22 protein-coding genes and 2 pseudogenes are annotated in these 23797 nt (G+C 69.9%); 15 read left to right on the forward strand and 9 right to left on the reverse strand.

What is annotated here, in order from left to right; translation table 11 throughout:
• The first annotated feature begins 53 nt into the window (after positions 1–53).
• Positions 54–1658 (forward strand): MFS transporter, encoded by a 1605-nt coding sequence (locus ACHBTE_RS16885; RefSeq protein WP_394724690.1) that lies wholly within the window; start codon positions 54–56, stop codon positions 1656–1658.
• 76 nt (positions 1659–1734) lie between these two features.
• Positions 1735–2097, forward strand: a complete 363-nt coding sequence (locus ACHBTE_RS16890) for a VOC family protein (protein WP_394724691.1) — start codon at positions 1735–1737, stop codon at positions 2095–2097.
• A gap of 32 nt (positions 2098–2129) precedes the next feature.
• On the opposite strand, the gene ACHBTE_RS16895 is transcribed toward ACHBTE_RS16890, so the two are convergent.
• The gene (locus tag ACHBTE_RS16895) at positions 2130–3014 is read right to left on the reverse strand and encodes a winged helix-turn-helix transcriptional regulator (protein WP_394724692.1); all 885 of its coding nucleotides are present in this window, start codon (positions 3012–3014) and stop codon (positions 2130–2132) included.
• A 129-nt stretch (positions 3015–3143) separates the two neighbouring features.
• Between ACHBTE_RS16895 and ACHBTE_RS16900 the strand changes: the two genes are divergently transcribed.
• The gene (locus tag ACHBTE_RS16900; protein WP_394724693.1) at positions 3144–4406 is read left to right on the forward strand and encodes an MFS transporter; all 1263 of its coding nucleotides are present in this window, start codon (positions 3144–3146) and stop codon (positions 4404–4406) included.
• A 178-nt stretch (positions 4407–4584) separates the two neighbouring features.
• Here the strand turns inward: ACHBTE_RS16900 and ACHBTE_RS16905 are convergent, their stop codons facing one another.
• Both ACHBTE_RS16905 and ACHBTE_RS16910 read right to left on the reverse strand, forming a co-directional pair.
• The gene (locus ACHBTE_RS16905; RefSeq protein WP_394724694.1) at positions 4585–5082 is read right to left on the reverse strand and encodes a hypothetical protein; all 498 of its coding nucleotides are present in this window, start codon (positions 5080–5082) and stop codon (positions 4585–4587) included.
• A 109-nt stretch (positions 5083–5191) separates the two neighbouring features.
• Positions 5192–6049 (reverse strand): LLM class flavin-dependent oxidoreductase, encoded by an 858-nt coding sequence (locus tag ACHBTE_RS16910; protein WP_394724695.1) that lies wholly within the window; start codon positions 6047–6049, stop codon positions 5192–5194.
• A 517-nt stretch (positions 6050–6566) separates the two neighbouring features.
• Between ACHBTE_RS16910 and ACHBTE_RS16915 the strand changes: the two genes are divergently transcribed.
• Complete coding sequence (locus ACHBTE_RS16915) at positions 6567–8147, forward strand: hypothetical protein (protein WP_394724696.1); 1581 nt, start codon at positions 6567–6569, stop codon at positions 8145–8147.
• Positions 8148–8265: 118 nt separating this feature from the next.
• Here ACHBTE_RS16915 and ACHBTE_RS16920 read toward each other — a convergent pair whose 3' ends face one another.
• The 3 genes from ACHBTE_RS16920 to ACHBTE_RS16930 all read right to left on the reverse strand — a co-directional run bounded on the left by ACHBTE_RS16920 (position 8266) and on the right by ACHBTE_RS16930 (position 13010).
• Positions 8266–8931 (reverse strand): hypothetical protein, encoded by a 666-nt coding sequence (locus tag ACHBTE_RS16920; RefSeq protein ID WP_394724697.1) that lies wholly within the window; start codon positions 8929–8931, stop codon positions 8266–8268.
• 333 nt (positions 8932–9264) lie between these two features.
• Positions 9265–9516 (reverse strand): hypothetical protein, encoded by a 252-nt coding sequence (locus ACHBTE_RS16925; protein ID WP_394724698.1) that lies wholly within the window; start codon positions 9514–9516, stop codon positions 9265–9267.
• 332 nt (positions 9517–9848) lie between these two features.
• Positions 9849–13010 carry a DUF3427 domain-containing protein gene (locus tag ACHBTE_RS16930; protein WP_394724699.1) on the reverse strand — a complete coding sequence of 1054 codons (3162 nt, stop codon included), beginning with the start codon at positions 13008–13010 and terminating at the stop codon, positions 9849–9851.
• A gap of 166 nt (positions 13011–13176) precedes the next feature.
• On the opposite strand from ACHBTE_RS16930, the gene ACHBTE_RS16935 reads away from it, so the two are divergent.
• The 4 genes and pseudogenes from ACHBTE_RS16935 to ACHBTE_RS16950 all read left to right on the forward strand — a co-directional run bounded on the left by ACHBTE_RS16935 (position 13177) and on the right by ACHBTE_RS16950 (position 14779).
• Positions 13177–13512 (forward strand): YDG/SRA domain-containing protein, encoded by a 336-nt coding sequence (locus ACHBTE_RS16935; RefSeq protein WP_394724700.1) that lies wholly within the window; start codon positions 13177–13179, stop codon positions 13510–13512.
• A gap of 109 nt (positions 13513–13621) precedes the next feature.
• Positions 13622–13849, forward strand: a pseudogene (locus tag ACHBTE_RS16940) (HNH endonuclease); the annotation flags it as partial.
• 3 nt (positions 13850–13852) lie between these two features.
• Complete coding sequence (locus tag ACHBTE_RS16945) at positions 13853–14002, forward strand: hypothetical protein (RefSeq protein ID WP_394724731.1); 150 nt, start codon at positions 13853–13855, stop codon at positions 14000–14002.
• 81 nt (positions 14003–14083) lie between these two features.
• Positions 14084–14779, forward strand: a complete 696-nt coding sequence (locus ACHBTE_RS16950; protein ID WP_394724701.1) for a hypothetical protein — start codon at positions 14084–14086, stop codon at positions 14777–14779.
• A 67-nt stretch (positions 14780–14846) separates the two neighbouring features.
• Here ACHBTE_RS16950 and ACHBTE_RS16955 read toward each other — a convergent pair whose 3' ends face one another.
• Complete coding sequence (locus ACHBTE_RS16955; protein WP_394724702.1) at positions 14847–15857, reverse strand: SEC-C metal-binding domain-containing protein; 1011 nt, start codon at positions 15855–15857, stop codon at positions 14847–14849.
• Between the two features lie 169 nt (positions 15858–16026).
• Here ACHBTE_RS16955 and ACHBTE_RS16960 point away from each other — a divergent pair, with 169 nt between their 5' ends.
• From ACHBTE_RS16960 to ACHBTE_RS16975, 4 genes are all read left to right on the forward strand, one after another.
• Complete coding sequence (locus tag ACHBTE_RS16960) at positions 16027–16827, forward strand: class E sortase (RefSeq protein WP_394724703.1); 801 nt, start codon at positions 16027–16029, stop codon at positions 16825–16827.
• Between the two features lie 61 nt (positions 16828–16888).
• Positions 16889–17200, forward strand: coding sequence for a DUF6412 domain-containing protein (locus tag ACHBTE_RS16965; RefSeq protein ID WP_394724704.1), 312 nt, complete (start codon positions 16889–16891; stop codon positions 17198–17200).
• A gap of 218 nt (positions 17201–17418) precedes the next feature.
• Positions 17419–18162 carry a YidC/Oxa1 family membrane protein insertase gene (locus tag ACHBTE_RS16970; RefSeq protein WP_394724705.1) on the forward strand — a complete coding sequence of 248 codons (744 nt, stop codon included), beginning with the start codon at positions 17419–17421 and terminating at the stop codon, positions 18160–18162.
• Positions 18163–18315: 153 nt separating this feature from the next.
• Positions 18316–19173 carry a fumarylacetoacetate hydrolase family protein gene (locus ACHBTE_RS16975; RefSeq protein WP_394724706.1) on the forward strand — a complete coding sequence of 286 codons (858 nt, stop codon included), beginning with the start codon at positions 18316–18318 and terminating at the stop codon, positions 19171–19173.
• A gap of 135 nt (positions 19174–19308) precedes the next feature.
• On the opposite strand, the gene ACHBTE_RS16980 is transcribed toward ACHBTE_RS16975, so the two are convergent.
• Positions 19309–19812, reverse strand: coding sequence for a heme-degrading domain-containing protein (locus ACHBTE_RS16980; RefSeq protein ID WP_394724729.1), 504 nt, complete (start codon positions 19810–19812; stop codon positions 19309–19311).
• A 50-nt stretch (positions 19813–19862) separates the two neighbouring features.
• Entirely contained in the window at positions 19863–20966 is a 1104-nt protein-coding gene (locus tag ACHBTE_RS16985; protein WP_394724707.1) for a Gfo/Idh/MocA family oxidoreductase, read from the reverse strand.
• A 58-nt stretch (positions 20967–21024) separates the two neighbouring features.
• On the opposite strand from ACHBTE_RS16985, the pseudogene ACHBTE_RS16990 reads away from it, so the two are divergent.
• The 3 genes and pseudogenes from ACHBTE_RS16990 to ACHBTE_RS17000 form a co-directional block, all read left to right on the forward strand.
• Positions 21025–21228 (forward strand): annotated as a pseudogene (locus ACHBTE_RS16990) (ROK family transcriptional regulator); the annotation flags it as partial.
• Positions 21229–21483: 255 nt separating this feature from the next.
• Positions 21484–22626: an ROK family protein gene (locus tag ACHBTE_RS16995; protein ID WP_394724730.1), complete on the forward strand. Its 1143-nt coding sequence runs from the start codon at positions 21484–21486 to the stop codon at positions 22624–22626.
• 292 nt (positions 22627–22918) lie between these two features.
• Positions 22919–23716, forward strand: a complete 798-nt coding sequence (locus ACHBTE_RS17000) for a hypothetical protein (RefSeq protein ID WP_394724708.1) — start codon at positions 22919–22921, stop codon at positions 23714–23716.
• Positions 23717–23797 lie beyond the last annotated feature (81 nt).

Consider the following 23797-nt stretch of genomic DNA (forward strand, 5'->3'; position numbering starts at 1 on the left):
AACGCCCACCTCAGGGCACTCGAAGCGGGTTCCGCTCGAGGAGGAGGGGGCCCATGGCCAGAGCACAGTCCGAGACCGGCCGCACCATCACCACCGACATCCCAGCCCGCCTGGACCGCCTCCCGTGGTCGCGCTGGCACTGGACGATCGTGATCGGCCTCGGCACCGTGTGGATCCTCGACGGCCTGGAGGTCACGGTCGTCGGCAACATCGCCCCCCGGCTCTCCGAGCCCGGCAGCGGCCTGCCGATCACCTCCGGCCAGGTCACCGGTCTGGCCGCCGCGCTGTATGTGGCGGGTGCCTGTCTGGGCGCCCTGTTCTGGGGCCGCCTCACCGACGTCTGGGGCCGTAAGAAGCTCTTCATGATCACCCTGGCCGTCTATCTGGGGGCGACGGCCCTCACCGCCATCTCCTTCGACACCTGGTGGTTCTTCCTGTTCCGGTTCCTGACCGGATTCGGCATCGGCGGTGAGTACGCGGCGATCAACTCCGCGATCGACGAGCTGATCCCGGCGCAGTACCGCGGGCGCGTCGACCTGATGATCAACGGCAGCTTCTGGCTGGGCGCGGTCGGCGGTTCCCTGCTGTCGATCGTCGCGCTGGACACGGCGATCTTCCCGGCGGACGTCGGCTGGCGGCTGACGTTCGCGCTCGGTGCCGTCCTCGCACTGGTGATCCTCCTGGTACGGCGGCACGTCCCGGAGAGCCCGCGCTGGATGTTGATCCACGGCCGCGACGACGAGGCGGAACGGATCGTGTCCGGCATCGAGCGACGGGTCGAGCAGGAGCGCGGCGAGCCGCTGCCCCGCCCCGAGGGCGAGATCACCATCCGCCAGCGCCGCAGCGTGACGTTCCTGGAGATCGGCCGCACCGTCTTCTCGAAGTACCGCAGGCGGGCCACCCTCGGCTTCGCCCTCTTCATCGGCCAGGCGTTCCTCTACAACGCCATCACCTTCGGCTTCGGCGCGATCCTGACCCAGTTCTTCGACGTCCCCAGCGGCAACACCGGTTACTACTTCGCGGTCATCGCGATCGGCAACTTCATGGGCCCGCTGCTGCTCGGCAAGCTCTTCGACACGGTCGGCCGCCGGATCATGATCACATCGACCTACCTGCTCTCGGGTCTGCTGCTCTTCGGCACGGCCTGGCTGTTCGACCAGGGCACACTGAGCGCGGCCACGATGACGGCCTGCTGGTGCGCCGTCCTGTTCTTCGCCTCGGCCGGCGCGTCGAGCGCCTACCTCACGGTGTCCGAGGTCTTCCCGATGGAGACCCGGGCGATGTCCATCGCCTTCTTCTACGCCCTCGGCACCGCCGCCGGCGGCATCAGCGGCCCGCTGCTCTTCGCCAAACTCACCGAGACCGGCAAGGTCGGGGACACGGTCCTCGCCTTCCAGATCGGCGCGGGCCTGATGTGCCTGGCGGGCCTGGTCGCGGCCTTCCTCGCGGTCCGCGCGGAACGCCGTTCCCTGGAGGACATCGCCCGACCGCTGACCGCGGTGGGGTCGCCGTCCGGGGGGACGGGGGGAGTGCGGTCGGCGGGGGCTGCGGGCGCCTCCGGCGCTGCGGGCGGCGGCAAGGGGGCCACGGGAGGCACGGGTTCCGCGGGCGCCGGTGGCGCCGGTGGGGCGGCTGGAGGCGGCGGCCCGGCACGGTGATCGGCAGACTGGGGGCGACAACAGCAGGACCGGCGCCGAGTGCCGGTGCCGGGACGCCGATGAGGAGCCCTGTCCGATGACCATCCGCAGGATCGTCCCCGACGTCCAGGTCGGGTCCGAGGAGCAGCTGGAGACGAGCCGTGACTTCTACGGCCTGCTGGGCTTCGAGGAGGTGATGAACATGGGCTGGGTGACGACCATGGCGTCCCCCTCCAACCCCACGGCCCAGATCAGCTTCTTCACCGAGGAACGCACCGCCCCCGTCGTCCCCGACTTCAGCGTGGAGGTCGAGGACGTGGACGCCGTGTACGCGCGGGTGGTGGCGTCGGGTGCGGAGGTCGTACGGGAGCTCCGGGAGGAGGAGTGGGGCGTACGGCGCTTCTTCGTGCGGGATCCGAACGGACGGGTGGTGAATGTGCTGAGCCATCTGGGGGCCTAGGGGGTGTCTGAGCGGGGGAGGGGCTCGACCCTTCAGCTCCCCGCTGCCACCCGCCGTACCACCGCCAGCGCCTCGCGCACGGCCCCCGGGATGTCCGTCACCGGGAAGCGCGCCTGACGCACCACGCGTGCGCGGTCCACCACCAGCACCGCCCGCTTCAGCCGCAGTGCCTGCCCGGCCCGGAACACCGGCAGCCGCAAAGCGGCGGCGAGGCGCAGGTCGACGTCTGAGAGCAGGGTGAAAGGGATGCCCTCCTCGACCGCGAACACCCGCTGCTCGTCCGGACGTTGCGTACTCACGCCGTGCACCTCGGCGCCCGCCGCGCGGAAGTCGTCGTACGCGTCCCGGAACAGGCGGTTCTCCAGCGTGCAGCCGATGGCACCCGGGATGTCGGCCCAGCCGTCCGGCAACGGGCCCGGGCGACCGGTCGCCGGATAGCAGAACAGGACGGTGGCCGCGGCCTCGGCCACCGGATCCAGCTGCTCGCCGTCCCGGTGTCCCGGCAGTTCGAGGCGCGGCAGCGACTCGCCCACCAGGCCCGCCACCCGCAGCGCCTCCGCACTCTCCTCAGCAGCCGTGCCGCTCAGCGAGCCGTCGCCGAGCAGCCAGCGGTCCGCCCAGTCCTGCATCGAGAGCAGCACCGGCAGCAGCCCCCGCCCGCTCTCCGTCAGCCGGTACTCGTACCGCACCGGGCCACTCTGATACGGAATCTTCTCCAGGACCTCCGCATCCACCAGGTGCGCAAGGCGCTCGGTCAGCACCTTCCGGGAGATCCCCAACTCCTGCTGAAGCGCGTCGAACCGGTGGTGCCCGCGTGCGGTCTCCCGTACCAGGAGCAGGCTCCACCAGTCGCCGACCACCGCCGCCGCCTGCGCGATCGCGCAGGCGGCGTCCCGCTCGGGCACCGACCTGCCCATGGCTCTCCTGTCTTGCGGATACAACGTCCGGCCTTCGAAACCATCTTGCGTCATGCGGTCAGTTCCGGATAGGAACTGAGTCGCCGCAAGTAAGTTCCCATAAGAGACTCACTGGAGGATGGGCGTCGCATGAGCGAGACACCGACGGTCCCGGAGCGCGATCGCCGTAGCACCAGCACCCACCACGCGACCTCGGCCCCGGCGGTCTTCTGGCGCTACTGGGCCGCTGCCACCGTCAGCAACGCGGGCACCGCCGTCACCGCCCTCGCTCTGCCTCTGGTCGCCCTCACGGTCCTCGACGCCACCGCGCTCCAGGCCGCCCTGCTCGCCGCCGCCGGACAGATCTCCTGGCTGCTCCTCAGCCTCCCGGCCGGAGTGATCGCCCAGCGCGTCCCGCTCCGCCGCCTCCAGGTCACCCTCGATCTCGTACGGTTCGCCGCCGCCGGATCCCTCCCGCTCGCCTGGTGGCTCGACCGGCTCACCTACCCGCACCTGCTGCTCGCCGCTCTGGTCACCGGCGCCGCGACCGTACTCTTCGACATCGGCAACTCGACCTTCCTGCCCGCCATCGTCCCGGACCGGCAGCTCGCCGCCCGCAACAGCCTGATGTCCGGCACACACGCCGTCACCGAGACCGGAGGGCCCTCCGGGGGCGGTCTCCTCGTGCACGCCGCGGGCCCGGTCGGCGCGCTCCTCGTGGACGCGGCCAGCTACCTGCTCTCAGCGGTGCTGCTGCGCACCCTCCCCGAACGCCGTCCCGCCGTCCGCACCGGTGACGGCACCCTCCGGCTGATCCGCGAGGGCTGGACGTACGTGACGCGGCACCCGGTGATGCTGCCCTGCATGCTCTGGGCCACCGCCACCAACTTCGTCTGCGCCGCCCTGGTCGCCCTCACACCGCTCTACCTGGTCCGGGAGGCCGGTCTGACGCCCGTACAACTCGGCCTGGTGCTCGCCATGGACGGCGTCGGCGCGCTCGCCGGATCCGCCGTGGCGGTCCGGCTGACCCGGCGGTTCGGCACCGCCCGAGGGCTCGTGGGGACCGCGCTGGCCGGCGGCGCTGCCGCCCTGCTGGTCCCGCTGACCACGTCCGCGGCCGACGCGTACTGGTTCGCCCTGGGCAACGCCGGCTTCGCCTTCGGCGTCGTCATCGGGTCGATCGCCACCCGCACCCACCGCCAGACCGAGTCCCCGCGTGAGCTCCTCTCCCGTGTGATGGCCACCGTCCGCTTCGTCTCCTGGGGCGCCCAGCCGCTCGGCGCCCTCACCGCCGGCCTGCTCGCCACGTACGCGGGGACGCACGCGGCCCTGTGGACGGTGTGCACGGCCGCGCTCCTGCCGCCGCTGTACCTGCTGGCGGTTCCGGTGGGCCGCCGGCGGGATCTCGCCTGACACGGCTGCCCCAGGCGGGGAGGGAGCCTGCCCCTCCCAGCGCCGCCGGAGCAAGGGCCGTGAACCTCGCCGGGACGAGTCCGGAACCGGAGGCGGACGGCGACGAGTCCGACGGGGAGAACGAGGCCAGGGGCAGGGCGCACCCGCGTCCATTCCTGCCGTGCGCTGGAGAGCGAGGCTAACCGGCCGTGCCCTTGCGCGGTTCGGCCCGGGCGCGCAGCTCCGACACACACCCCGCGCCGACGACGCACCCCGCGGCGGCCAGGGCGAGCCCGAGCACGCCCGGGTTGACGTACGACGGCACGTCACCGGTGTCGTAACTGCCGCCGTCGCTCGTCTCGCACACGAATCCCAGCGGGAGGAACGAGACTCCGTGGTCGACGATCTCGATGCCCCGCTGATGCCGTTCCGCCCAGCCCGGCGTACGGCAGGCCCAGGCCGGCGAAGAGTCGGTGCCGCCGTCCTCCGCCTCCATGACCGCGCCGGCGACGCCGAGCAGCCCCCATGCGTACAGGGCGCACGCACCCGCGCCCGCGAGAGCCGCGAGCGCGCGCAGCACGCCGGGGGCGCCCGTGTGCCGTATGCCCCGGTCGGACAGGGCACCGACGCCGTGGCCGCAGAGAGCGAAAGCGATGATCACCGCGACCACGACGAACAGCAGGAGCAGCAGGAACACTTGGCCGGCCTCCGGGCGGGATTCGGCACTGCGCGGACGAGTGCGCCGAGTCCAACAGGGCCTGAACCGCACGGCTATGGCGGAGCCCACAGTTCCGGCAACGGTGGTGTCACAGCACGTCGGCCAAGCGGTCCACCTGGTCCGGGTCGAGTCCGTAGCAGTAGAGCATCACCTCGTCGGCGCCCAGATCGGCGAAGGCGCTGATCGCGGCGCGGATCTCGGCGGGGGTGGTGAGCAGGCCCGCGACCATGCGGTCCGGCATGCCGGTGAAGGCGTAGTACGCGTGCATCCGGGCCCGCGCGTCGTCGAGGACGTCCGGCGGGCCGAGCGCCACGTTCACCTGGGCCACCAGGCGGGGTTCGCCGTCGCGGCCGTACTCCTTCCAGAACGCGCGGACGGTGTCGAACAGCCCGCCCGCCCAGGAGGGTGCCGCCGCCGCGAGGAAGCCGTCGCCCCAGCGTGCGACGCGTTCGACGGCGGCGGGCTTGAAGCCGCCGAACAGCAGCTCCGGGCCGCCGGGCCGGGCGGGGGCGGGACCGATGGGGCCGATGCCGTCGCCGTACGGATCGCCCCACCACTGGCGGAGCATCGTCGCCATCTGCTCGTCCAGACGCCGGCCGCGGGTGCGCAAGTCGGTACCCGCGACCCGGTGATCGTCCTCCCGGCCGCCGATGCCGAGACCCAGGACGAGACGCCCGCCGGTCATCCGGTCCAGGGTGGCGGCCTGCTTGGCCAGCAGGGCGGTGTCCCGCAGCGGCGCGAGCAGCACCTCGGTCTGGACACGGATGCGAGAGGTGGCGCCCGCGAGGACGGCCAGGGCGACCAGCGGCTCGGGGTTGTCGTAGACGAGCCGGTCGAGCAGGCCGAGCGAGCTGAAGGGACCGGCATCGGCACGCCGGGCCCAGGTGAGCAGGGTGGTGGGGTCGCCGATGGGCAGGCCGATGCCCACGTGTGCAGGGACGTTCATGGAGGAACCTCCGACTTGAGGGGTCGACAAAGACAGCTGCCGCCCCTCCTGCACCTCGCTGAACTCTCGGTGAGCTCTCGACGATCTCTCGGCGATCTCTCGGCGAGGTGTGACGCTCCGCTCTGCGGCGTGTTTCCGGGGAACGTCTCTTCGAAGTCAACTCACGGTAGAGCGGGGCGTCTTCACGCGGCAACCATTTCCTGGAGCGCGGGGTGCCCGGCGGCGGCCTGAGACGGCCCAGGTCAGGCCCTGTCCGGCCCGGGCGACGCAGTTGTGACTCACGTCACCGCGCTCACCCGGAAAGAAAGCGGCTGCTGTCTCCGCGGTGCTGGCATGCTCATGCGTGACTACTGGGGGGTAACCGCCGTCGCGCGTCTACGCGTTCAAGCGTCCGCGCGCCGGTGTACCCGACCGCCCGCCCGTCGACGCATCCGCGACCGGCGCGCCGGCACCGTCATGCCCTCCCAGCGGTCACCTCCCGAAGCGCACCCCCATACACCGCTCCTGAGGAACACGCGTGCACAGATCCAGGCTCAAGGGACATGCCTTACTGACGGCGGTCACCGTCGCGGCCCTGCTCACCGCCGGCTGCTCCACCGACTCCCCGAGCTCCGCCGACGCGGCGCCCACGACGGCGGCCAAGAGCCCCGAGGCCGCCGCGGTCCAGGAACAACTGGCCGTCGTCGCGGCCCCGTCCGGTACGGCCACTCCCACCGCGGTCGCCGACGGGGGCGAGGCAGGCAGGGCCCGGAAGTCCTCCCTCAAGGTCGCCTCGTACGACAGGAAGAGCGGACGGGCGGTGATCGCGGCGAAGTCCGTGGCCAAGCCGACGACGCCCCCGTCGGCCTCCGCCTCCTCACCCGCGTCGCCGCCGCCCCGGCCCACCACGCCCCCGGCCGCGTCCGCGCCGAACACGCCGACCACCGCCCCGCCCGCCACCGCCCCGCCCGCCACCTCCAGGACGAGCACGCCGACCGCCCGCCCGTCCACCCCCGCCACCACCCAACCCCCGGTCTCCGTAGGCGACATCATCGCCAGCGCTCCCGCCCCCGGCGCCCCCGACGGCGTACTCGCCGAGGTGACCGAGGTCGTGGGCACCGCGGACGACGGCGCCACGACGGTCGACACGGAACCGGCGAAGCTCAACTCCGTGCTGGGTGCCGGCAAGGCCGACGGCACGGTCCCGGTGGACCCGTCGGCCATCGAGGTCGACCCGCTCGTCCAGGGCGTCAAGGTCTCCTGGGCCAAGACCGGCGGCCTCCGCTTCGGCCCCGAGGGCGCGAAACTCCCGCTCGGCAGCCTCCGTATCGACGTGGGCGCGGCGGTAGGCACGGCAGAGGGCGGCCCGGTGTCGGCGGCGGCCTCCGTCAAGGGCTTCGTGCAGCTCGCCCCCGAGGTCGCCTTCTCCTACGACGGCTCCGGCGCGGACGCCGCACCAGGCGGCGCCTTCCTGGGGCTGTCCGGCGACTGGGCGTCCCAGTGGTCCCTGAAGGGCCGCGCGGCGGCCTCGACCGGCGACCAGCCCCTGCGCATCCCCTTCGCGAAACTGCACGCCGACCCGGTGATCCAGGTCGGCCCGATCCCCGTGGTCGTCAACCTGGACCTGACCTGCTACATCCAGGTGGCCGCGGACGGCCGGGTCACCGTGGACGTCGAGCAGGACCTCAAGGGCGACTTCCGCGTCGGCGGCACCTTCTCCTGGGCCAAGGGCTGGACCCCGGTCAGCGAGTCCGACATGACGGGGGAGCCCCTGAAGGCCCGCGTCACGGCGGCCGGCGACGTCAAGGCCGCGCTGGGCGCGGAGGCGACCGTCGGCCTCTACGGCGCCGTGGGCGTCACCGCCGACCTCGCCCCGTACGTCCGCGCCCACGCCGAAGCGACGGCCGAGGGCTCGTCCGACGGCACCGCCACGGCGTCAGGCTCCTACGCCGTCTACGGCGGAGTGGACCTGACCGGCTCCCTCCAACTCCAACTGACCATCTTCGGCACGCCGATCCTCGAGAAGAGGATCCCGCTGGGAGCCCTGAACCGAGAGTGGCTCCTGACGAAGGGTGAGGGAAGGGTGACCACGACACCGGGGACGAGGACGACCGCCTGATCGCCGGGCCACCGGGCCACTGGGGACGGGACGGAGTACCTGCCCGTCCCCAGGGGTGGTCGTCCCCGGGCCTCCGTCAGTCCCCCAGGGGCCGTACACGGCCGAACGCCGCCCGAGCTCAGGGAAGCCGAGGCGCAGGCATGCGCCAGTACTGCCGCTTCTTCTCATCCCGCACCACGACGCCGAGCCGCAGCAGCTCCCCGCGCAGCTCCCGGGCGTCCTGGTCGCCGCCGTCCTTCTCTCTCACCGCCGCACGGGCCCTCAGCAGCGCGTCCGCCCCCTCGGGCAGGCCGGGCACACCGGGCACCCAACGCCTGAACTCCGCCCGGTGAGGATCCTCGTCGGCCCATCGATAACCGTGCTCGGCGAAGACGTCGGCCAGTCGCCGCCAGGGCAGATGACAGTCCTCCCGCGCGAGCTCCATGCCCTCCGGATCGAGCAGCACGAGCTGCTTGCCGTCCCGCACCGCGAGGGCCACGTCATCGCGCCCGAACTCCTGCGAGTCGTCCCGGACGTCGAGCACGACCCGGTCGCCGGACAGCTTGACGGTCAGCGACTCGTGCACGGCGAAGAACCCGACGAGCAGCCCCAGCAGCACCCCCACACCCACGGCACCGATGGTCCGCCCCGGCTCCGAAATGGAGCTCAGCAACTCGGCCGGCCCCTCCAACGGCGCCCAGGGCAGCGTCACCAGCCAGTCCGCGAGCAGCGGAGCCAAGCCGCCGACGACGACCCCGCACACCACCCAGAAGAGCAAGAGAACGAGGACGGACTCGGCGACCACACTGACGCCGTCCGCCCGCGGAGCAGACCCGCGCCGCCCCTCACCACCCCGACGACCGATCTTCAAAAGATCCCCCGAACCCCTCATGTCCCCCATCCCGATGTCCTGGCCGTACTCGATCTACGTCATTCTGAGTCATTCTGAAGGAGCTCCGCAGAGCAAGTCGTCGGCCGATGGTCTACGGCACCGCGACTTTGGTCGCCGCCTGACGAGCCGCAGCGATGGCGGGCCCCGGCAGCAGCCGCCGGCGCAGGCACAGGCTTCGGCGCCCGGACCTGTGGCCCGGGCGCCGAGACCTCTTTCGGTGAGCTACATGACCCGTCGCTTCATGACTCAGTGGCCGTGGCCACAGCTCGAGCCGACGTGGTTGTGCTGCCCACCGGCATTGCCCTCGCCATTGATTGCGTTTCCGGCCAGGCCGTTGAGCAACCCGATGTTGTTGAGGAGGACAATGTTCTGGTCGTGCGACTTGCAACCTCCGTCATACATGGGGCGCATGCCCTGAGCGGTGGCGGTGCCGGTGGCTATGAAGCTGAAGCTCCCGAGGATGGCGGCCGCGACAGCGGCCTTCTGAAGCTTGCGCATTACTCCTCCTAGGGTCGGGTCAGAGCGCACGACTAAAGATCACAAAGATCCACTAAGCGCTCATTTCGGAGGCTAATCCGATATCTCCCGGCCCGCTCATCGGGACCGCCATCCGGGGAACTGACACCCAGTCGCCTGACCCCCCGTCACCGCACCGCCCACCGGCCCCTTGCCCCAGTGCACACGCTCCGACCGATACACCCGGTCAGCGCAGCACCCTGACGATCCGTCGCGATCTGACGCCTCGACGGATCGGGCCTGGGGCGGTGCGCCGCGGAAGGCGGCGTGTAGACGCCGAAGCGGGCCGCCTCTCCGTGGTCCGTCACGGTCTCTTACCCTGCGGCGACGGCAGAGTAGGTCCACACGTCGGCAGGGATTCTGTGCTGTAGTCGCCACGTAATTGCCATCGGATTGCTCCCGGTGTGCCCGTCGTACTCAGCGGGCCCAAGCAGCATCCATGGCTGTGCGCCACCGATGTCGGTGGTCTTGTAGCGGCGCACAAAGAGAAGTACGTGGCTGCCCTGAGCGGCGTGACGCTGGTAGCGCAGGCCGGTGGGAGAGTTCTCTGACGTCTGGTTCTGTGACTCCCAGTGGAACTTGGTCTCGCTCTGGGCGTAGTCGTGATAGCGGGTCCGTGGGGAAAAGTCCTTCTCGTCTTTCTCCAATGTGATCAGCAGCGCGTCGGTCTTGATGGCTTCGCACCACTTCACTCCCTCACGGAAGTCACCAGGCATGAAGCCGCCGATGGCTGACTGGCCGAGGGCGGGCAGGATTTCCTCGCGGGTGTAGGAGGCGTGCACCGTCAACGGGATTCCGGCTTCGCCACCGATGCCCAGCAGAGGGATCGGCACATGCTCGGTGTGAGCAAGGTTGTGCTCCAGTACCTGACGCAGTTCGTCACGCACCGCATGCTGGCTACGCAGCCTGGCAAACCCGGCGTCGTAGTTTGCGAACCCCTTGCGGACAACTCCGCCAAGTGGCCACAGCTGAAAGAAGAGCATGCGGGCGTAGGCTTGCCCCTGCTCATCTAGATCGCTGTACTTAGGGGCGTCGTCCTCGAGCATCCTGGTGTAGGCAGCCACCCGCAGTGGGTCGTCTACATGCAGGAAGGATGAGACGCGCTTGAGGAGTGCTGCTTCACCTTCAGGTGCTTCGCCCTTGAGGAGCCCAGAGCGGCGGAGTAGCCCGGTCCAGGAGTTGCCGTTGCCACGGTATAGCTCTTTGAGCTCACGGCCGCTTTCGCTCAAGTAACGAGTGAGCCTGGGCTCGGCGTAGTCGGCAACCTCGCGGGCCAGTGCCGTGACGTTGATGCCGATTTGGGTCTTAATGTTGGCGATGATGGTTCTCTTTGCCTTCTCCTCCAAGAGGATTTGGCAACCAGACGGTAGCTGCGGGAAGTCAGCATCGATACTGTCCAGGAGCCGCTTCCGCGTCAGGTTCGTCAGGGCGCGGAACTGATTCTCGAAGCGGAACTCCTTGCGGTGCTGGCCGATGAAGTCAAGGATGGTGAGCACCGCCTTGTCCTCTGTGCGGCGCAGGCCCCTGCCAAGTTGCTGCAGGAAAACGGTGGCACTCGAGGTTGGGCGGAGCAGGAGCAGAGTGTCCACATCAGGGATGTCGAGTCCCTCATTGAGCAGGTCGACTGAGAAGATCACCTGAAGTGCCCCGGACCGAAGATCCGCCAGCGCCTGCTTGCGCTGCTCAGCCGGGGTCTCTCCGGACAGTGCGACGGCATTGAGGCCGGCCGTGCGAAAGACCTCTGCCATGAAGTGGGCGTGTCCAACAGAGACGCAGAAGCCCAGGGCGCGCATCAGGCCAGGCTCAACAACCTTATTCTTGACGGCCTTCACCACCAGTCGAGCGCGTCTGCTGTCGCTCGATAGTGCGTTACTCAGCGCGCTGGGGTCATAGGCGCCCCGCTTCCACTCCACCGTACTCAGGTCGGTGTTATCGCTGATGCCGAAGTAGTGGAACGGGCTGAGCAACTCATTTTCAAGGGCTTCCCACAAGCGAAGTTCGGCCGCGATACGGCCGTTGAAGAACTCGCCCTGAATGTTCTTTCCATCCATCCGCTCAGGGGTTGCTGTGAGTCCCAGCAACTCCAGCGGTTTGAAGTGTTCAACGATCTTCCGATACGTCGGCGATGTCCCGTGATGGAACTCGTCGATCACAATCACGTCGAAGTGATCGGGGGAGAGTTGATGGAGTGTGCCGGCGTTCAAGGACTGCACGCTTGCGAACACGTGAGTCCAGCGCTCTGGGAGGTCGCCGCTATGAAAGGACTCCCCAAAGTTTTGGTCGAGCAACACGTCCTGGTATGTCCGGAGAGACTGCTGCAGGATCTCCCTGCGATGAGCTACGAAGAGCAGCTTCAGATCACGGCCGTACTTCTTCTTCAGCTGCTTGTAGTCCAGCGCGGCCATCACGGTCTTGCCCGTACCTGTGGCTGCTACGAGTAGATTCCGGTGCCGGTCGTGAATCTCACGTTCAACCGCCAGCCGTTCCAACATGTCGCGCTGGTGCGGATACGGGCGCACCTCAAGGCCAGAGAGGGTGATCCTGCGCTCGCCAGCGCTGCGGGAGGATGTGCCGCCAGCGATAGCAAGAGCCTCTTGCAAGCGCCTTCCGTCTACTTCCGGGTGGTACGGCTCGAAGGAAGGGTCGCTCCAGTAGGCCTCAAAGGTGGCGTCGAACTTTCGTAGCACGTCAGGAGTTGCCACGGAGGACAGACGGACGTTCCACTCCAGGCCATCGAGCAGAGCGGCCTTAGACAGATTGGAGCTACCGACGTAGGCAGTGTCGTAGCCGCTCTGGCGGCGGAAGAGCCATGCCTTCGCGTGGAGCCGGGTGGCTCGTGTCTCGTAGTTGACCTTGACCTGGGCCCCAAATTCCTCAACCAATCGGTCAAGGGCGCGACGCTCGGTGGCGCCGATGTATGTCGTTGTGATGACCCTTATGGGTACGCCTCGTTCGTGGGCGGCCCGCAGCGACTGCTCGATAATCCGCAGGCCATGCCACTTCACAAACGCGCAGAGCAGATCGACGCGGTCAGCGGTGGCTAGCTCGGCGCGAAGCTCAAATCCGAGGCTCGGATCCTCCGGTGCGTTGGTGATCAGGGCGGTGTCCGATAGCGGGATACCGGGCCGGACAGCGAAGACGCCCGGAGCTTCCTGATGTGTCAAAGCAAGCAGTTGGCGGGGCCCTTCGGCTACGAGATCCACCCACTGCTGCGCACCCTCGAGGGTGCCGATGGAATCCAGAATGTGGTTGGCCGCGTAGACGCGTTCCTCGGCCGGAAGGTTCTGGAGGACGCGTCGGACCGTTTCCGACACATGCCTGGCGAGGACATGAGGCACTGACTCCGCACCTACTGCATCACTCAGGGCGTGCCAGCCAAGGTCTGCGAGCCCCTTCAACTGCGTCTGGAAGCGCAGAGTGATCAGCTGCTCGTACAGACCTGTGAAGGGCTGCGACAACTCTTCCGGCTCGGCCATGCCGTACCCCCGCTCGCTCGGACCACTGCCCCATATGTAACAGAGGGCACTGACACGGAGCAGAGCGGCGAGAGGCGCGTGCGCGGACGCCTGCGCCTCGCTCAAAAACTGCCTCCAGTCGACTGCTTATTGACATAGTTGATCAAGTTCGATCCAGTATGGATTCATGGGGATCGAACGCACTATCGGTAGCATCGACGGGGTTGATGTGGGGGACCACTTCGACAACCGCATGGCTGTGCTGGCCGCCAAGCTGCATCAGACCAACCAGAAGGGCATCTCCTGGCTCAGAGATGAGCGAGATGGCCTGCCGGTCGCCGATGCCATCGTGTTGAACGGTGGGTACATCGATGATGACGATCGGTGGACCTGGATGCGGTACACCGGAGCCTCGAAGGGCAACGAATCGAGTCACGGCCGTACGCACGACTCGTTCCAAGCTCCCAGCTCCGGATGGGACCGAGGTAGAGATCTGCCAATTCGATCTGACTCGTCTGCCTGAGTCTCAACAGGGTCATACGGCCGTCGAATCTCAAGTTGCTGAAGCCCTGGAAGCCCTGGAAGAGCAGCACGAACTGCAAGGTTCGGAGCGGTACCCAGAGGTCCGCACCATGCCGGTTCAGCGCCTCATTCGAAGCGTGGCAACGTCACGACGGGTCAAGAAGCTCTACAACGGCGAATGCCAGCTCTGCGGCGGTCGCCTGCTAGGCCCAGACGGTGAGGCGTACAGCCAAGGCGCACACATCAGGCCGTTGGGTAGGCCCCACTACGGCCCTGACGTCGAACAGAACATCCTCTGTGTATGCCCCAACTGCCATGTCCGGTTGGATGTTGGTGCTGTCGTGGTCGACGAGAACTGGTCGATCATTGTGCGCGCGGCGATGTTCGGGGAGGTGCTGTTGCCCAAGCTCGAGACCAAGGGCTGGCACCGAGTGCATCCGGACTACCTCCGGTATCACCGTGAGTGGTGGGAGCAAAGAGGCGCTCGGTGAGCATGGCGCCTAGGCCAGGATCGACCCCATGGTTCAGCACGGCAACTGCGTTGTCAGTGGGGCTTGTTACCGTCCTTGGTCATGGCTGATGACGATGGGATTGCTTGGCTCGGTGGGCGGTGGGGGAGTTGGTCCGGGGATCCTGTGCTGGGGGATCAGGCCGGGCTCGTGTTTGCGGAAGGGGTTGCGCCGCAGGATCTGGCGGTGGTGTTCGGGGCCGTGCCCTGGGAGATGCCCGAGGTGGTGGGGGCGGAGGCCAAGGGCATCTATGACCGGACCCATCCCGATACGCGCGTCCCGGACGAACCTGAGGTGACCGTCTACGGCAAGGAAGGCGACTGGTCCTTTCTCGCCGGGCGTTTCGACTTTCTGCTCCACTTCCGGGACGGATTCGCGTTACCACAGGGGGCGGGCCGTGTTGTCCTGCTCTATCACGTCTCCGCGCGGGGGATGTACTGCATGGTCTACTTCGAAGGCGGGCGGCCGGTGTGGAGCGGCGAGATCCACGGGTCCTTCGACGAGGAGAGCGCGCTGCGCGGCGGGCACTACTTCGACCAGGCGCCGGAGATGGCCTTCCTCAACTGGGCCATGCACGAGGCGGGTTGCCGTCCCGATGTTCGCTATGTCGACGGGCGGCCGGTCTTTGACAAGGGCGGCCTGATACCCGACTGGAAGGAGCGGTTTCTCAAGGGCCTGGAGATCGCGTTCGGGATGTCCGTGTGCCGGGAGACCTTCGACTCGGGCGGCTATCCGTTGGCCGAGGTGTATGCGAGCTGATCGACGGCAGGGTGCGCCGGGCCCGCCGAGCCGAATGCCCGCGGGCCCAGCGCCCAGAGGTCTGCCGTCACCCTCCGTGGCAGTCGCCGTACAGCCGCCCGGAACCGCACCAGCAGGATGCCTGGCGCTGCGGCGGCCACGCCACGGCCCGGCCCCGTGCCGCCAGCGTCGTCGCGTACTGCGGCAGCAGTGCCGCGTCCTCGGGGGACGCGCCCTCCGACGCGGCGAAGGCCTCGTACGACGGCACCGTGCCCGTCACGATGCCCAGGTTCGGGGTGCCGGAGGCCGACAGCTCGCGCAGCGACGCCTCTATGGTCGACAGGTGCTCGTCGTGGGAGGGGTACTCGGCCGAGAGCGAGGCATACGCGGACACCAGCTCCGTCAGTTCCTCCGCCGTCCAGTGCAGCACCGCCACGGGGAACGGGCGGGACAGGGCCGCCCGGTACGCGCCGAGCTCCGCCCGCAGGCGCGAGATCTCCGCCTCCAGTTCCGCCGGGTTGTCCGAGCCCAGCGACCAGACGCGCTTCGGGTCGTGCAGTTCGTCCAGGGAGACCGGCATCGAGTGGAGGGTGTCCGCCAGGGTGTCCCACTCGTCATGGGCCACGCCCAGCATGCGGCGGACCCGGTGACGGCCGAAGAGCAGCGGGTGAGTGGCGTACGGCGGCTCCGGGACGTCCGTCAGGAGCAGACGGGCGCCCTCCGTGAACGTCTCGTGCGCCGCCTCCAGCTCGTCGTGCGACTCCAGGGCCTCGGAGACGATCACCCACGGCGCCGGGTCCCGGGGGGAGCCTGCCCGGACGCCCTCGATGATCGCCCTCGCCTCCGCCTCGTGGCCGTACTCCCACAGGTTCGAAGCCTTCAGGGCCCGGACCAGGTAGGGGTCGTCCAGGCTCACGGACGACGACAGCAGGCGGTCGTAGAGCGCTGTGGCTGCCGGGCGGTCGCCGGACAGTTCCAGGTGGGCCGCGGCCTGGAGGAGCAGGGCCTCGGCGTCCTCGGGGTAGAGGCCGGCGGTTCGCTCCAGGCGTGCCGCTTCAGCGGTGTGGTCGACGTTTTCGGCAGGCGTGTCGGGGCGCATGGGGGACACCGTACTGCCCATGGCTTACGGAGGAGAGAGCGGTGGAGTGAACAAGGGGGAGTGACGGGGCCAGTACCGCCGTCGCAGGTCCAGCTCATGGCCGCACGGGTCTGGAGACCTCGCGTCACGCCCCCTATCGTGCGGGCGGCCCGGCGAAGGAGGCTCTCGGATGGTGCGGGTTCGCGTCGTGCGGCACAGCGGTCTTCGTCGGCGCGCACTGCGGCGGCGGGTGCTGTGGGGTGGCGGGGAAGCGCTGGTCACCGTAGGGGTCGTGCTGTTGCTGCTGGTCGTCCATCAGTTGTGGTGGACCAACCGGGAGGCCAGGGAGGGAGCCGAGCGGGAGGTCCGCGCTCTGGAACGTGCCTGGGACGGCGGTCCTGGCGACCCGCGTACGGCCGTACCGCCGACGGCGGCCACGCCCCCACCCCCGCCCGCGGCCGCACCCACCTCCGCCGAGCCGACCGCCCCGGCCACAAGCAGCCGACCCCGGTCCGCCGCCGCCCCCGACTGGTCCCGCGCCTACGCCATCCTCTCCATCCCCCGCCTCCACCTTCGCGTCCCCGTCGCCGAGGGAGTCGGCAGGGGCGGGGTCCTCAACAAGGGGTACGCCGGCCACTACCCCGGCACCCAACAGCCCGGCCGCCCCGGCAACTTCGCCCTCGCCGGGCACCGCAACACCCACGGCGAGCCCTTCCGGTACATCGACCGGCTCAAGCCCGAGGACACCGTCCTGGTCGAGACGCGGAACGCGACGTACACGTACGCCGTCGACCGAACCCTGCCGCGGACCACCGCCCACGACGTGAGCGTCATCCGGCCGATCCCGCGCTCGACGGTCGAGCCGGCTTACGGCTACACCGAACCCGGCTACTACCTCACCCTCACCACCTGCACTCCGGAGTACACGTCGAAGTACCGCTTGGTGGTGTGGGCCAAGCTCGTGTCGATGCGGCCTCGCTATGCTGTATGACGAAAACCTGTACAAGGATGGGTTGTACGAGGATGGTTTTACGAGGGGGAGGGGCCGCTCAATGATCCGTAGCTGGGCCAATCCGCGTCCCGTCGCCTCGTTGCTGCTGCTCTTCCTCCAGATCGCGCTGCTCGACACGGGCAGCCTCTCCGCGGCCGTCGCGCTCGCCGCGACCGCCGCCGCCGGTTCCGCGTTCGCCGTCTGCTCCCTGCTCGCCTCGCGAGCCGCGCCCGCCGTGGCGCCCACCCGGGTGCGCACGGCCATCCGTGACCGAGCCCGCCGTACGGCCTTCCTCACACAACGCGACCCCGACGCCTCCGGCCGGCCACGGCCCCGGGCACCCGGGCACGCCCTCTCGGCGACCGTCGCGTAGGGCACGCACACAGGTACTCGAAGCAGCTCACCCGCTTACCGGCGCAGTAGCCCACGAGCTCAGCAGCCCGCCAGCTCGAAACGCGTGACCTCACGCGGGTCGTCATGCCGCCATGCCGATGTCCGGCATATCCCCATCACCCTCTTCACCCCTTTCACCGGGTTCACCGGGTTCATCCGCTTCATTCCGGCACGACGAGACCCTCGGAGGGCTCATTCATGTCCGTTTTCGCCGACCTTGTCCAGCAACTGGCCGACCTCCTCCATCCGTTGTTCGGCGCCTCCGCCGCCGCCGGCGCGATCGTCCTGTTCACCGCCTTCGTACGGCTGCTGGTGCATCCGCTGTCCCGGGCCGCGGCGCGTGGGCAGAAGGCGCGGACCGCGTTGCAGCCGAAGATCGCCGAGCTGCGCAAGAAGCATGCGAAGAACCCGCAGAAGCTTCAGAAGGCCGTACTGGAGCTGCACGCCGAGGAAAGGGTGTCACCGCTGTCGGGATGCCTGCCCAGCCTGCTCCAGTTGCCGGCGTTCTTCCTGCTCTACCACCTGTTCTCGAACACGACGATCGGCGGGCGGGCGAACGAACTGCTCACTCACCAGCTGTTCGCCGCGCCGCTCGGCGACCACTGGACGGACGCGCTGGGTGACGGCGGGGTGTTCGGGGGAGCGGGACTCGTCTACGTCGGGCTGTTCCTGGTCGTCGCCTGCGTGGCCGCGTTCAATTACGGCCGTACCAAGCAGATGATGGCCGCGAATCCGGCGATGCCGATGCAGGTCGGGGGTGGGAGCGGTGGCCGGGGCGGTGACGTTCAGGCGGTGCCGGGGATGGCGGCCATGACCAAGGTCATGCCGTTCATGTCCTTCTTCACCCTCGTCACCGTGGCGGTGGTACCGCTGGCGGCTGCCCTCTATGTGGTGACCAGCACCACCTGGAGCGCGGTTGAGCGGGCCGTCCTCTATCGCTGAGCGGGCGGTCGCCGTCGGCCGCCGAGGCCGGGGACCGCGGTCCAGTACGTGAACCGGGTATTGCGGACTGGTCGCTGACCTTGGAGGATCGACCAGTCCTCCGATGGCTGCACCCGTCGGCGGGCGCCTCCGCGATCGAGGGAGATTGTGATCATGAAGCTGCTGCGAGTCGGTACGGCTGGAGCGGAGCGGCCGGCGTTGCTCGACGGCGAGGGGACCCTGCGGGACCTGACGGGCGTCGTGCCGGACATCGACGGAGCGCTGCTCGCCGACGATGCGGCGCTGGGCCGGATCCGCGCCGCGGCGGACGCCGGTGAGCTGCCCGTGCTGGACGCGACCGGGCTGCGGGTCGGACCGCCGCTGGCCCGGATCGGCAAGGTCGTGTGCATCGGGCTGAACTACCACGACCACGCCCGCGAGACCGGCGCCGAGCCGCCCGCCGAGCCGGTGATCTTCTTCAAGGCCGCGGACACGGTCGTCGGACCGAACGACACGGTGCTGATCCCTCGCCGTTCGACGAAGACCGACTGGGAGGTCGAGCTCGCGGTCGTCATCGGACGTACGGCCCGGTATCTGGAGTCCGCCGAGGAGGCGCTCGCGCATGTCGCGGGGTACGCGGTGGCGCACGATGTGTCCGAGCGGGAGTTCCAGATCGAGCGGGGCGGGACCTGGGACAAGGGGAAGAACTGCGAGACGTTCAACCCGCTCGGCCCCTGGCTGGTGACCGCGGACGAGGTGCCCGACCCGCAGCGGCTCTCGCTGAAGCTCTGGGTCAACGGGGAGCTGAAGCAGGACGGTACGACCGCCGACCAGATCTTCCCGGTGGGCGAGGTCGTGCGGTACGTCAGCCAGTTCATGACCCTGTACCCCGGTGACGTCATCAACACGGGTACGCCGGCGGGGGTTGCGATGGGGCAGCCCGAGCCCAAGCCGTATCTGCGGGCTGGGGATGTGGTGGAGCTGGAGGTCGAGGGGCTGGGGAGGCAGCGGCAGGAGGTGAAGCCGGCGTAGGCGCTCCGCTGGGTTGGGCGGGGGAGGGGGGTGGGGCTGCGGGGCGTTTTTGGGCGCGGGTGGGATGTGGCTGGTCGCGCAGTTCCCCGCGCCCCTTAAAAGATTGCGCAGTTCCCCGCGCCCCTTGAAGGTGGCTTACTGCTGGGTCAGGAACTGTTCCAGGGCCTCTGTCACGAAGCGGTGGTCTTCCAGTTGGGGTAGGCCGCTCACCGTCACCGAACCGATTACGCCTACGCCCTCGACGTTGATCGGGAACGAGCCGCCGTGTGCCGCGTAGGTGTCCGGGTCCAGGCGGGCGGAGTCCTCGAACGTCGTGCCCTTGGCGCGGAAGCGGGCGCCGACCACGTAGGAAGAGGCGCCGTAGCGCTCCACCACCCGGCGCTTGCGTGCGATCCAGGCGTCGTTGTCGGGGGTGGAGCCGGGCAGTGCGGCGTGGAAGAGCTGCTGTCCGGCCCGGTGGATGTCGATGGCGACCGGGGCCTGGCGTTCGCGGGCCATCTCCACCAGCAGGGACCCGAGCGCCCAGGCGTCGTCGTAGGTGAACTGGCGGAAGACCAGACGGCGTTCCTGGGCCTCCAGGTCCTGGAGCGGCGGGGTGATCTCCGGGTGGAATTTCGGGGTGATCTCCGGGCTGTGCATCTTGTGCGCCTTATGTGTCTGAGCCTGCGTCTTGTGCGTCTTGTTGGTCGTCACAGGGGCACCGCCACTCCATCACGGGCCGAGCGGCGGGCCGCCTCCAGGACGTCGAGGGCGGCTGCCGCCTCCAGGGCCGTCACCGGGTTCGGGCCGCCGTCCAGCAGAGCCTTCGCCACGGCCGCATAGTAAGCGGGGTAGTCGCCGGGGAGGGTGGGTTCGGCGCGACCGCCGCCGGTCAGCGGGGACTCGCCGGCGCCCACGCGGCCCCACATCGACTCGGGTTCCGTGCCCCAGTCGCCGGTGGACCGGCGGGCCGGGTCCGGGCGCAGCCCCTCCCGCAGCGCCGCCTCCTGCGGGTCGAGGCCGTACTTCACATAGCCCGCCTTCGAGCCCAGTACCCGGAAACGGGGGCCGAGTTGGGCGGTCGTCGCGGAGACGTACAGGTGGGAGCGGACGCCGTTCGCGTGTGTGAGGGCGAGGAAGGTGTCGTCGTCCGTCTCGGCGCCGGCGCGGCGGACGACCGCCTCGGCGTACACCTGGGTGACCGGGCCGAACAGGACCAGCGCCTGGTCGACGACATGGCTGCCGAGGTCGTACAGCAGACCTCCGATCTCTGTCGGGTCGCCGGACTCCCGCCAGCCGCCCTTGGTCTGCGGGCGCCAGCGCTCGAAGCGGGACTCGAATCGCCATACGTCGCCCAGCTCGCCCTCGGTCAGGAGCTGGCGGAGGGTCAGGAAGTCGTTGTCCCAACGGCGGTTCTGGAAGACGGACAGGAGCAGACCGCGCTCCTCGGCGAACGCCGCCAGCTCGCGCGCCTCGGCCGCCGTGCCGGCGATCGGCTTGTCCACGACGACCGGGAGGCCGGCCTTGAGGGCGGCGCCGGCGAGCGGGACGTGCGTCTTGTTCGGGGACGCGATCACGACCAGGTCGAGTTCGTCGGCGCGGGCGAACAGCTCGTCCGGCGTGGCAGCGGCGCGGACGCCCGGGTGCTCGGCGCGGGCCTGTTCCTGCCGCTCCGGGTTCGATGTGACCACCGTGTCCAGGGCGAGCCCTTCGGTGGTCGCGATCAGCGGGGCGTGGAAGACGGAGCCGGCGAGGCCGTAGCCGATGAGGCCCACGCGGAGGGGAGTAGCGGTCGTGCCGGAGGTGCCAGTCATGCGTCCACTTTCGCAACGCTGTTGCCAAAGTGCAAGCGCGGAGGAGAATGGTCGTGTGATGGGTGGCGTGAACAGGACGAAGAGCGAGGTCGGCGGAGTGGACGTGGGTGGGGTGAACCTCGGCGCCCTGCGCAGTCACAACACCGCGCTCGTGCTGGACCTGCTGCGCACGGCCGGTCCGGAGGGGATCAGCCGACTCGAACTCGCCGAGCGCACCGGGCTCACCCCGCAGGCCGTCAGCAAGATCACCGCGAGGCTCCGGGAGGACGGGCTCGCTGCGGAGGCGGGGCGCCGCGCCTCGACGGGCGGCAAGCCCCGCACGGTGCTGCGGTTGGTGCCGGAGGCCGGGCACGCGGTCGGGGTACATCTGGACCGGGACGAGCTGACGGTCGTGCTCTGCGATCTGACGGGGGCCGTGGTCGCGCACCGCAGGACACCACTGGACCTGGGGGCGGGTGCGGAGACGGTCGTCGAGCGGGTGGTGCGTGAGGTGGGGGCGTTGGGGGAGCTGGGCGAGTTGGGGGCGTTGGGCGAGCTGGGGGTCGGAGGGCTTGGGGGCGGTGGAGTCGGGCCGGGGGGTGAGGGATCGGGGTCTGAGGGGCCGGGGCGTCGGGACTTGGGCTCTGGGGGATCGAGGTCTGAGGGGCGTGCGCATCCGGGCGTGGGGTCTGCCCCGCGGGAGTCTGGGGAACCGGGGCCCGGCGGACGAGGGCATCTGGACTTGGGGCCTGAGGGGCCGGGGTATCGGGACTCGGGGTCTGGCGAATCAGGGCGTGAGGGGCAGGAGCAGGGGCATCGGGACTCGGGGCCTGGCCGATCGGGGCTTGAGGGGCGGGGGCGTCGGGGCGTCGGGTCTGCCGGGCCGGAGCCTGGGGAGTCCGGGCCCGGAGGGCGAGGGCATCGGAACCTGACGGCTGAGGGACGGGAGCCCGGGGACCTGGGCTCTCGGGCGCTGGAGGCTGAGGGGTCGGCCATGGGGGCCCGTCTTCCGGGGGCCGTGCTCGGGGTCGGGGTGGCGCTGCCCGGGCCGCTCGATCATCGGCGCGGGGTGCTGCACCGGGTCACGGGGTTCCCGGAGTGGAACGGCTTCCCGCTGCGGGACGTGCTCGCGCGGCGGCTCTCGCTGCCGGTCGTCGTCGACAAGGACACCAACGCCGCCGCGCTCGGGCTGGCGGTCGGGGGTGAGGCCGCGTCCGTCGCCTCCTTCGCCTACCTGCACTTCGGCGCGGGGGTCGGTGGCGGGCTGGTGATCGGGGGAACCGTGCATCGGGGGGCCCGGACGGGGGCCGGGGAGTTCGGGCACCAGGTCGTCCAGCTGGACGGCCCGCTCTGCGGCTGCGGGAACCGGGGCTGCGTCGAGGCGCTGTGTCTGGCCGCCGTGGAGCGGGGTGACCTCGCGGAGGCGGCCCGCGTGCTCGGCACCGCCGCCGGCAACCTCGTCGCGCTGCTCGACGTCGATCTGGTCCTGCTGGGCGGCCGTACGGTCGCCGCCGCCCCGGAGACCTTCGTACGCGGGGTCACCGCCGTCCTCGACGAACGCGCCCGGCGCGCGGGCGAGGAGGCGGTGCCGGTACGGGTTGCCTCCGGCGGGGAGCGCGAGGTGGCCGAGGGGGCGGCCCAACTGCTGCTGGCGCCGCTGTTCGGGCGGGCGGAGGGGTGAGGCGAGGGGGTGCGGGCGGGGCCGGGCCGGAGCGGGGGAGAGGAACCACGAACGCGGCGGCGCCGGTGCTCACGCTGCTGCACCGCGCGCCGCGCCACCCGCTGCTGCGCCGCCTCCGGCCGACCGTCCGCTGCCGCGCCTTCGACGCGTCGAGGCCGGGCGGGAGGATCGCACGTTCCACCCGGAGCCGGCGACCGGACCCCGCCCCGCATGCGCTGATCGAGCGGACTTGCCCAACCCCCCGGAATGGCATCGCCCGAAAGGTGCCCACACCCGGCATGGTCATGTGTTCATGCGACCGCACACATCCGCCCCCCTCTGCCTCGCAGCAGCCGCCCTCCTCGCCGCGGCGCCCCCGGTGCGGGCGGAAGCCCCGGCCGAGCTGCCCGGCTGTGCCACCGACGGCCGGACGTTCCCCCTCACCACCCGGCTCCGCGGCGGCCCCGACTCCTACACGGCCGGCGGCGGCTTCGGCACCTGGTACCTGGAGCTCACGAACAAGACGGACCGGACCTGCACCGGCATCCATCCCGTGGTCGTCCTCGTCGACGGCAAGCGGACCCTCGAGCCGTCCCAGCCCCGGCTGGAGTTCTACGGCGGCCCGGACGACGAGCGCCCCCACGCCGTCCGCTTCGAGACCACCGACCAGGACGAACTCGTCGGCGCCTTCGACGGCTTCCCCGGCTTCACGGTCGGCCCCCGCAAGACGGTCTCGGTGAAGGTACGCCTCGCTCTCACCTCCGATGCCGTACCGAACGAGGTCACCGTCAACGCGGCTGTCGTGCAGCGGCACGAGGGAGACGGCGACTGGGTCGGGCAGTCCAACGACTACCGCTTCACCATCGAGGCCGACCGGCGGGACCCGGCCGCCCCGACCGACGGTCCCGCCAAGGAGAGGGCGGAGGACGCTTCGGCCGGCCCGGCGAGCCCCAACCCCTCCGGGTCCCCCGATACCGCCCCCGACCAGCTCACCCTCGCCGACGAACTCGCCCGCACCGGCCTCACCTCACCCCCCGCCGTCACCTTCGCCGCGACGCTGGGCCTCCTGCTGACCGGAGCCGCCCTGCTGATCGCCCGCAAACGCCGCTGATCCCACAGCTCGCGGGCCCGCCCGCCCCGCCGGTTCACGCTCTCGTTGTCAGCCGGATCCCTCCAGTTCCCCGATCCAGCG

The organism is Streptomyces sp. M41, from assembly GCF_043673425.1.
Lineage (GTDB): Bacteria > Actinomycetota > Actinomycetes > Streptomycetales > Streptomycetaceae > Streptomyces.

What these genes read in the sequence shown, in the direction of transcription:
- ACHBTE_RS16930 (WP_394724699.1), bottom strand. Translation starts at nt 13,010, where the DNA reads ATGGCCGAGCCGGAAGAGTTGTCGCAGCCCTTCACAGGTCTGTACGAG.
- ACHBTE_RS16975 (WP_394724706.1), top strand. Translation starts at nt 18,316, where the DNA reads ATGAAGCTGCTGCGAGTCGGTACGGCTGGAGCGGAGCGGCCGGCGTTG.
- ACHBTE_RS16910 (WP_394724695.1), bottom strand. Translation starts at nt 6,049, where the DNA reads ATGAACGTCCCTGCACACGTGGGCATCGGCCTGCCCATCGGCGACCCC.
- ACHBTE_RS16900 (WP_394724693.1), top strand. Translation starts at nt 3,144, where the DNA reads ATGAGCGAGACACCGACGGTCCCGGAGCGCGATCGCCGTAGCACCAGC.
- ACHBTE_RS16980 (WP_394724729.1), bottom strand. Translation starts at nt 19,812, where the DNA reads ATGCACAGCCCGGAGATCACCCCGAAATTCCACCCGGAGATCACCCCG.
- ACHBTE_RS16970 (WP_394724705.1), top strand. Translation starts at nt 17,419, where the DNA reads ATGTCCGTTTTCGCCGACCTTGTCCAGCAACTGGCCGACCTCCTCCAT.
- ACHBTE_RS17000 (WP_394724708.1), top strand. Translation starts at nt 22,919, where the DNA reads ATGCGACCGCACACATCCGCCCCCCTCTGCCTCGCAGCAGCCGCCCTC.
- ACHBTE_RS16985 (WP_394724707.1), bottom strand. Translation starts at nt 20,966, where the DNA reads ATGACTGGCACCTCCGGCACGACCGCTACTCCCCTCCGCGTGGGCCTC.
- ACHBTE_RS16885 (WP_394724690.1), top strand. Translation starts at nt 54, where the DNA reads ATGGCCAGAGCACAGTCCGAGACCGGCCGCACCATCACCACCGACATC.
- ACHBTE_RS16950 (WP_394724701.1), top strand. Translation starts at nt 14,084, where the DNA reads ATGGCTGATGACGATGGGATTGCTTGGCTCGGTGGGCGGTGGGGGAGT.
- ACHBTE_RS16935 (WP_394724700.1), top strand. Translation starts at nt 13,177, where the DNA reads ATGGGGATCGAACGCACTATCGGTAGCATCGACGGGGTTGATGTGGGG.
- ACHBTE_RS16895 (WP_394724692.1), bottom strand. Translation starts at nt 3,014, where the DNA reads ATGGGCAGGTCGGTGCCCGAGCGGGACGCCGCCTGCGCGATCGCGCAG.
- ACHBTE_RS16965 (WP_394724704.1), top strand. Translation starts at nt 16,889, where the DNA reads ATGATCCGTAGCTGGGCCAATCCGCGTCCCGTCGCCTCGTTGCTGCTG.
- ACHBTE_RS16955 (WP_394724702.1), bottom strand. Translation starts at nt 15,857, where the DNA reads ATGCGCCCCGACACGCCTGCCGAAAACGTCGACCACACCGCTGAAGCG.
- ACHBTE_RS16960 (WP_394724703.1), top strand. Translation starts at nt 16,027, where the DNA reads ATGGTGCGGGTTCGCGTCGTGCGGCACAGCGGTCTTCGTCGGCGCGCA.
- ACHBTE_RS16890 (WP_394724691.1), top strand. Translation starts at nt 1,735, where the DNA reads ATGACCATCCGCAGGATCGTCCCCGACGTCCAGGTCGGGTCCGAGGAG.
- ACHBTE_RS16925 (WP_394724698.1), bottom strand. Translation starts at nt 9,516, where the DNA reads ATGCGCAAGCTTCAGAAGGCCGCTGTCGCGGCCGCCATCCTCGGGAGC.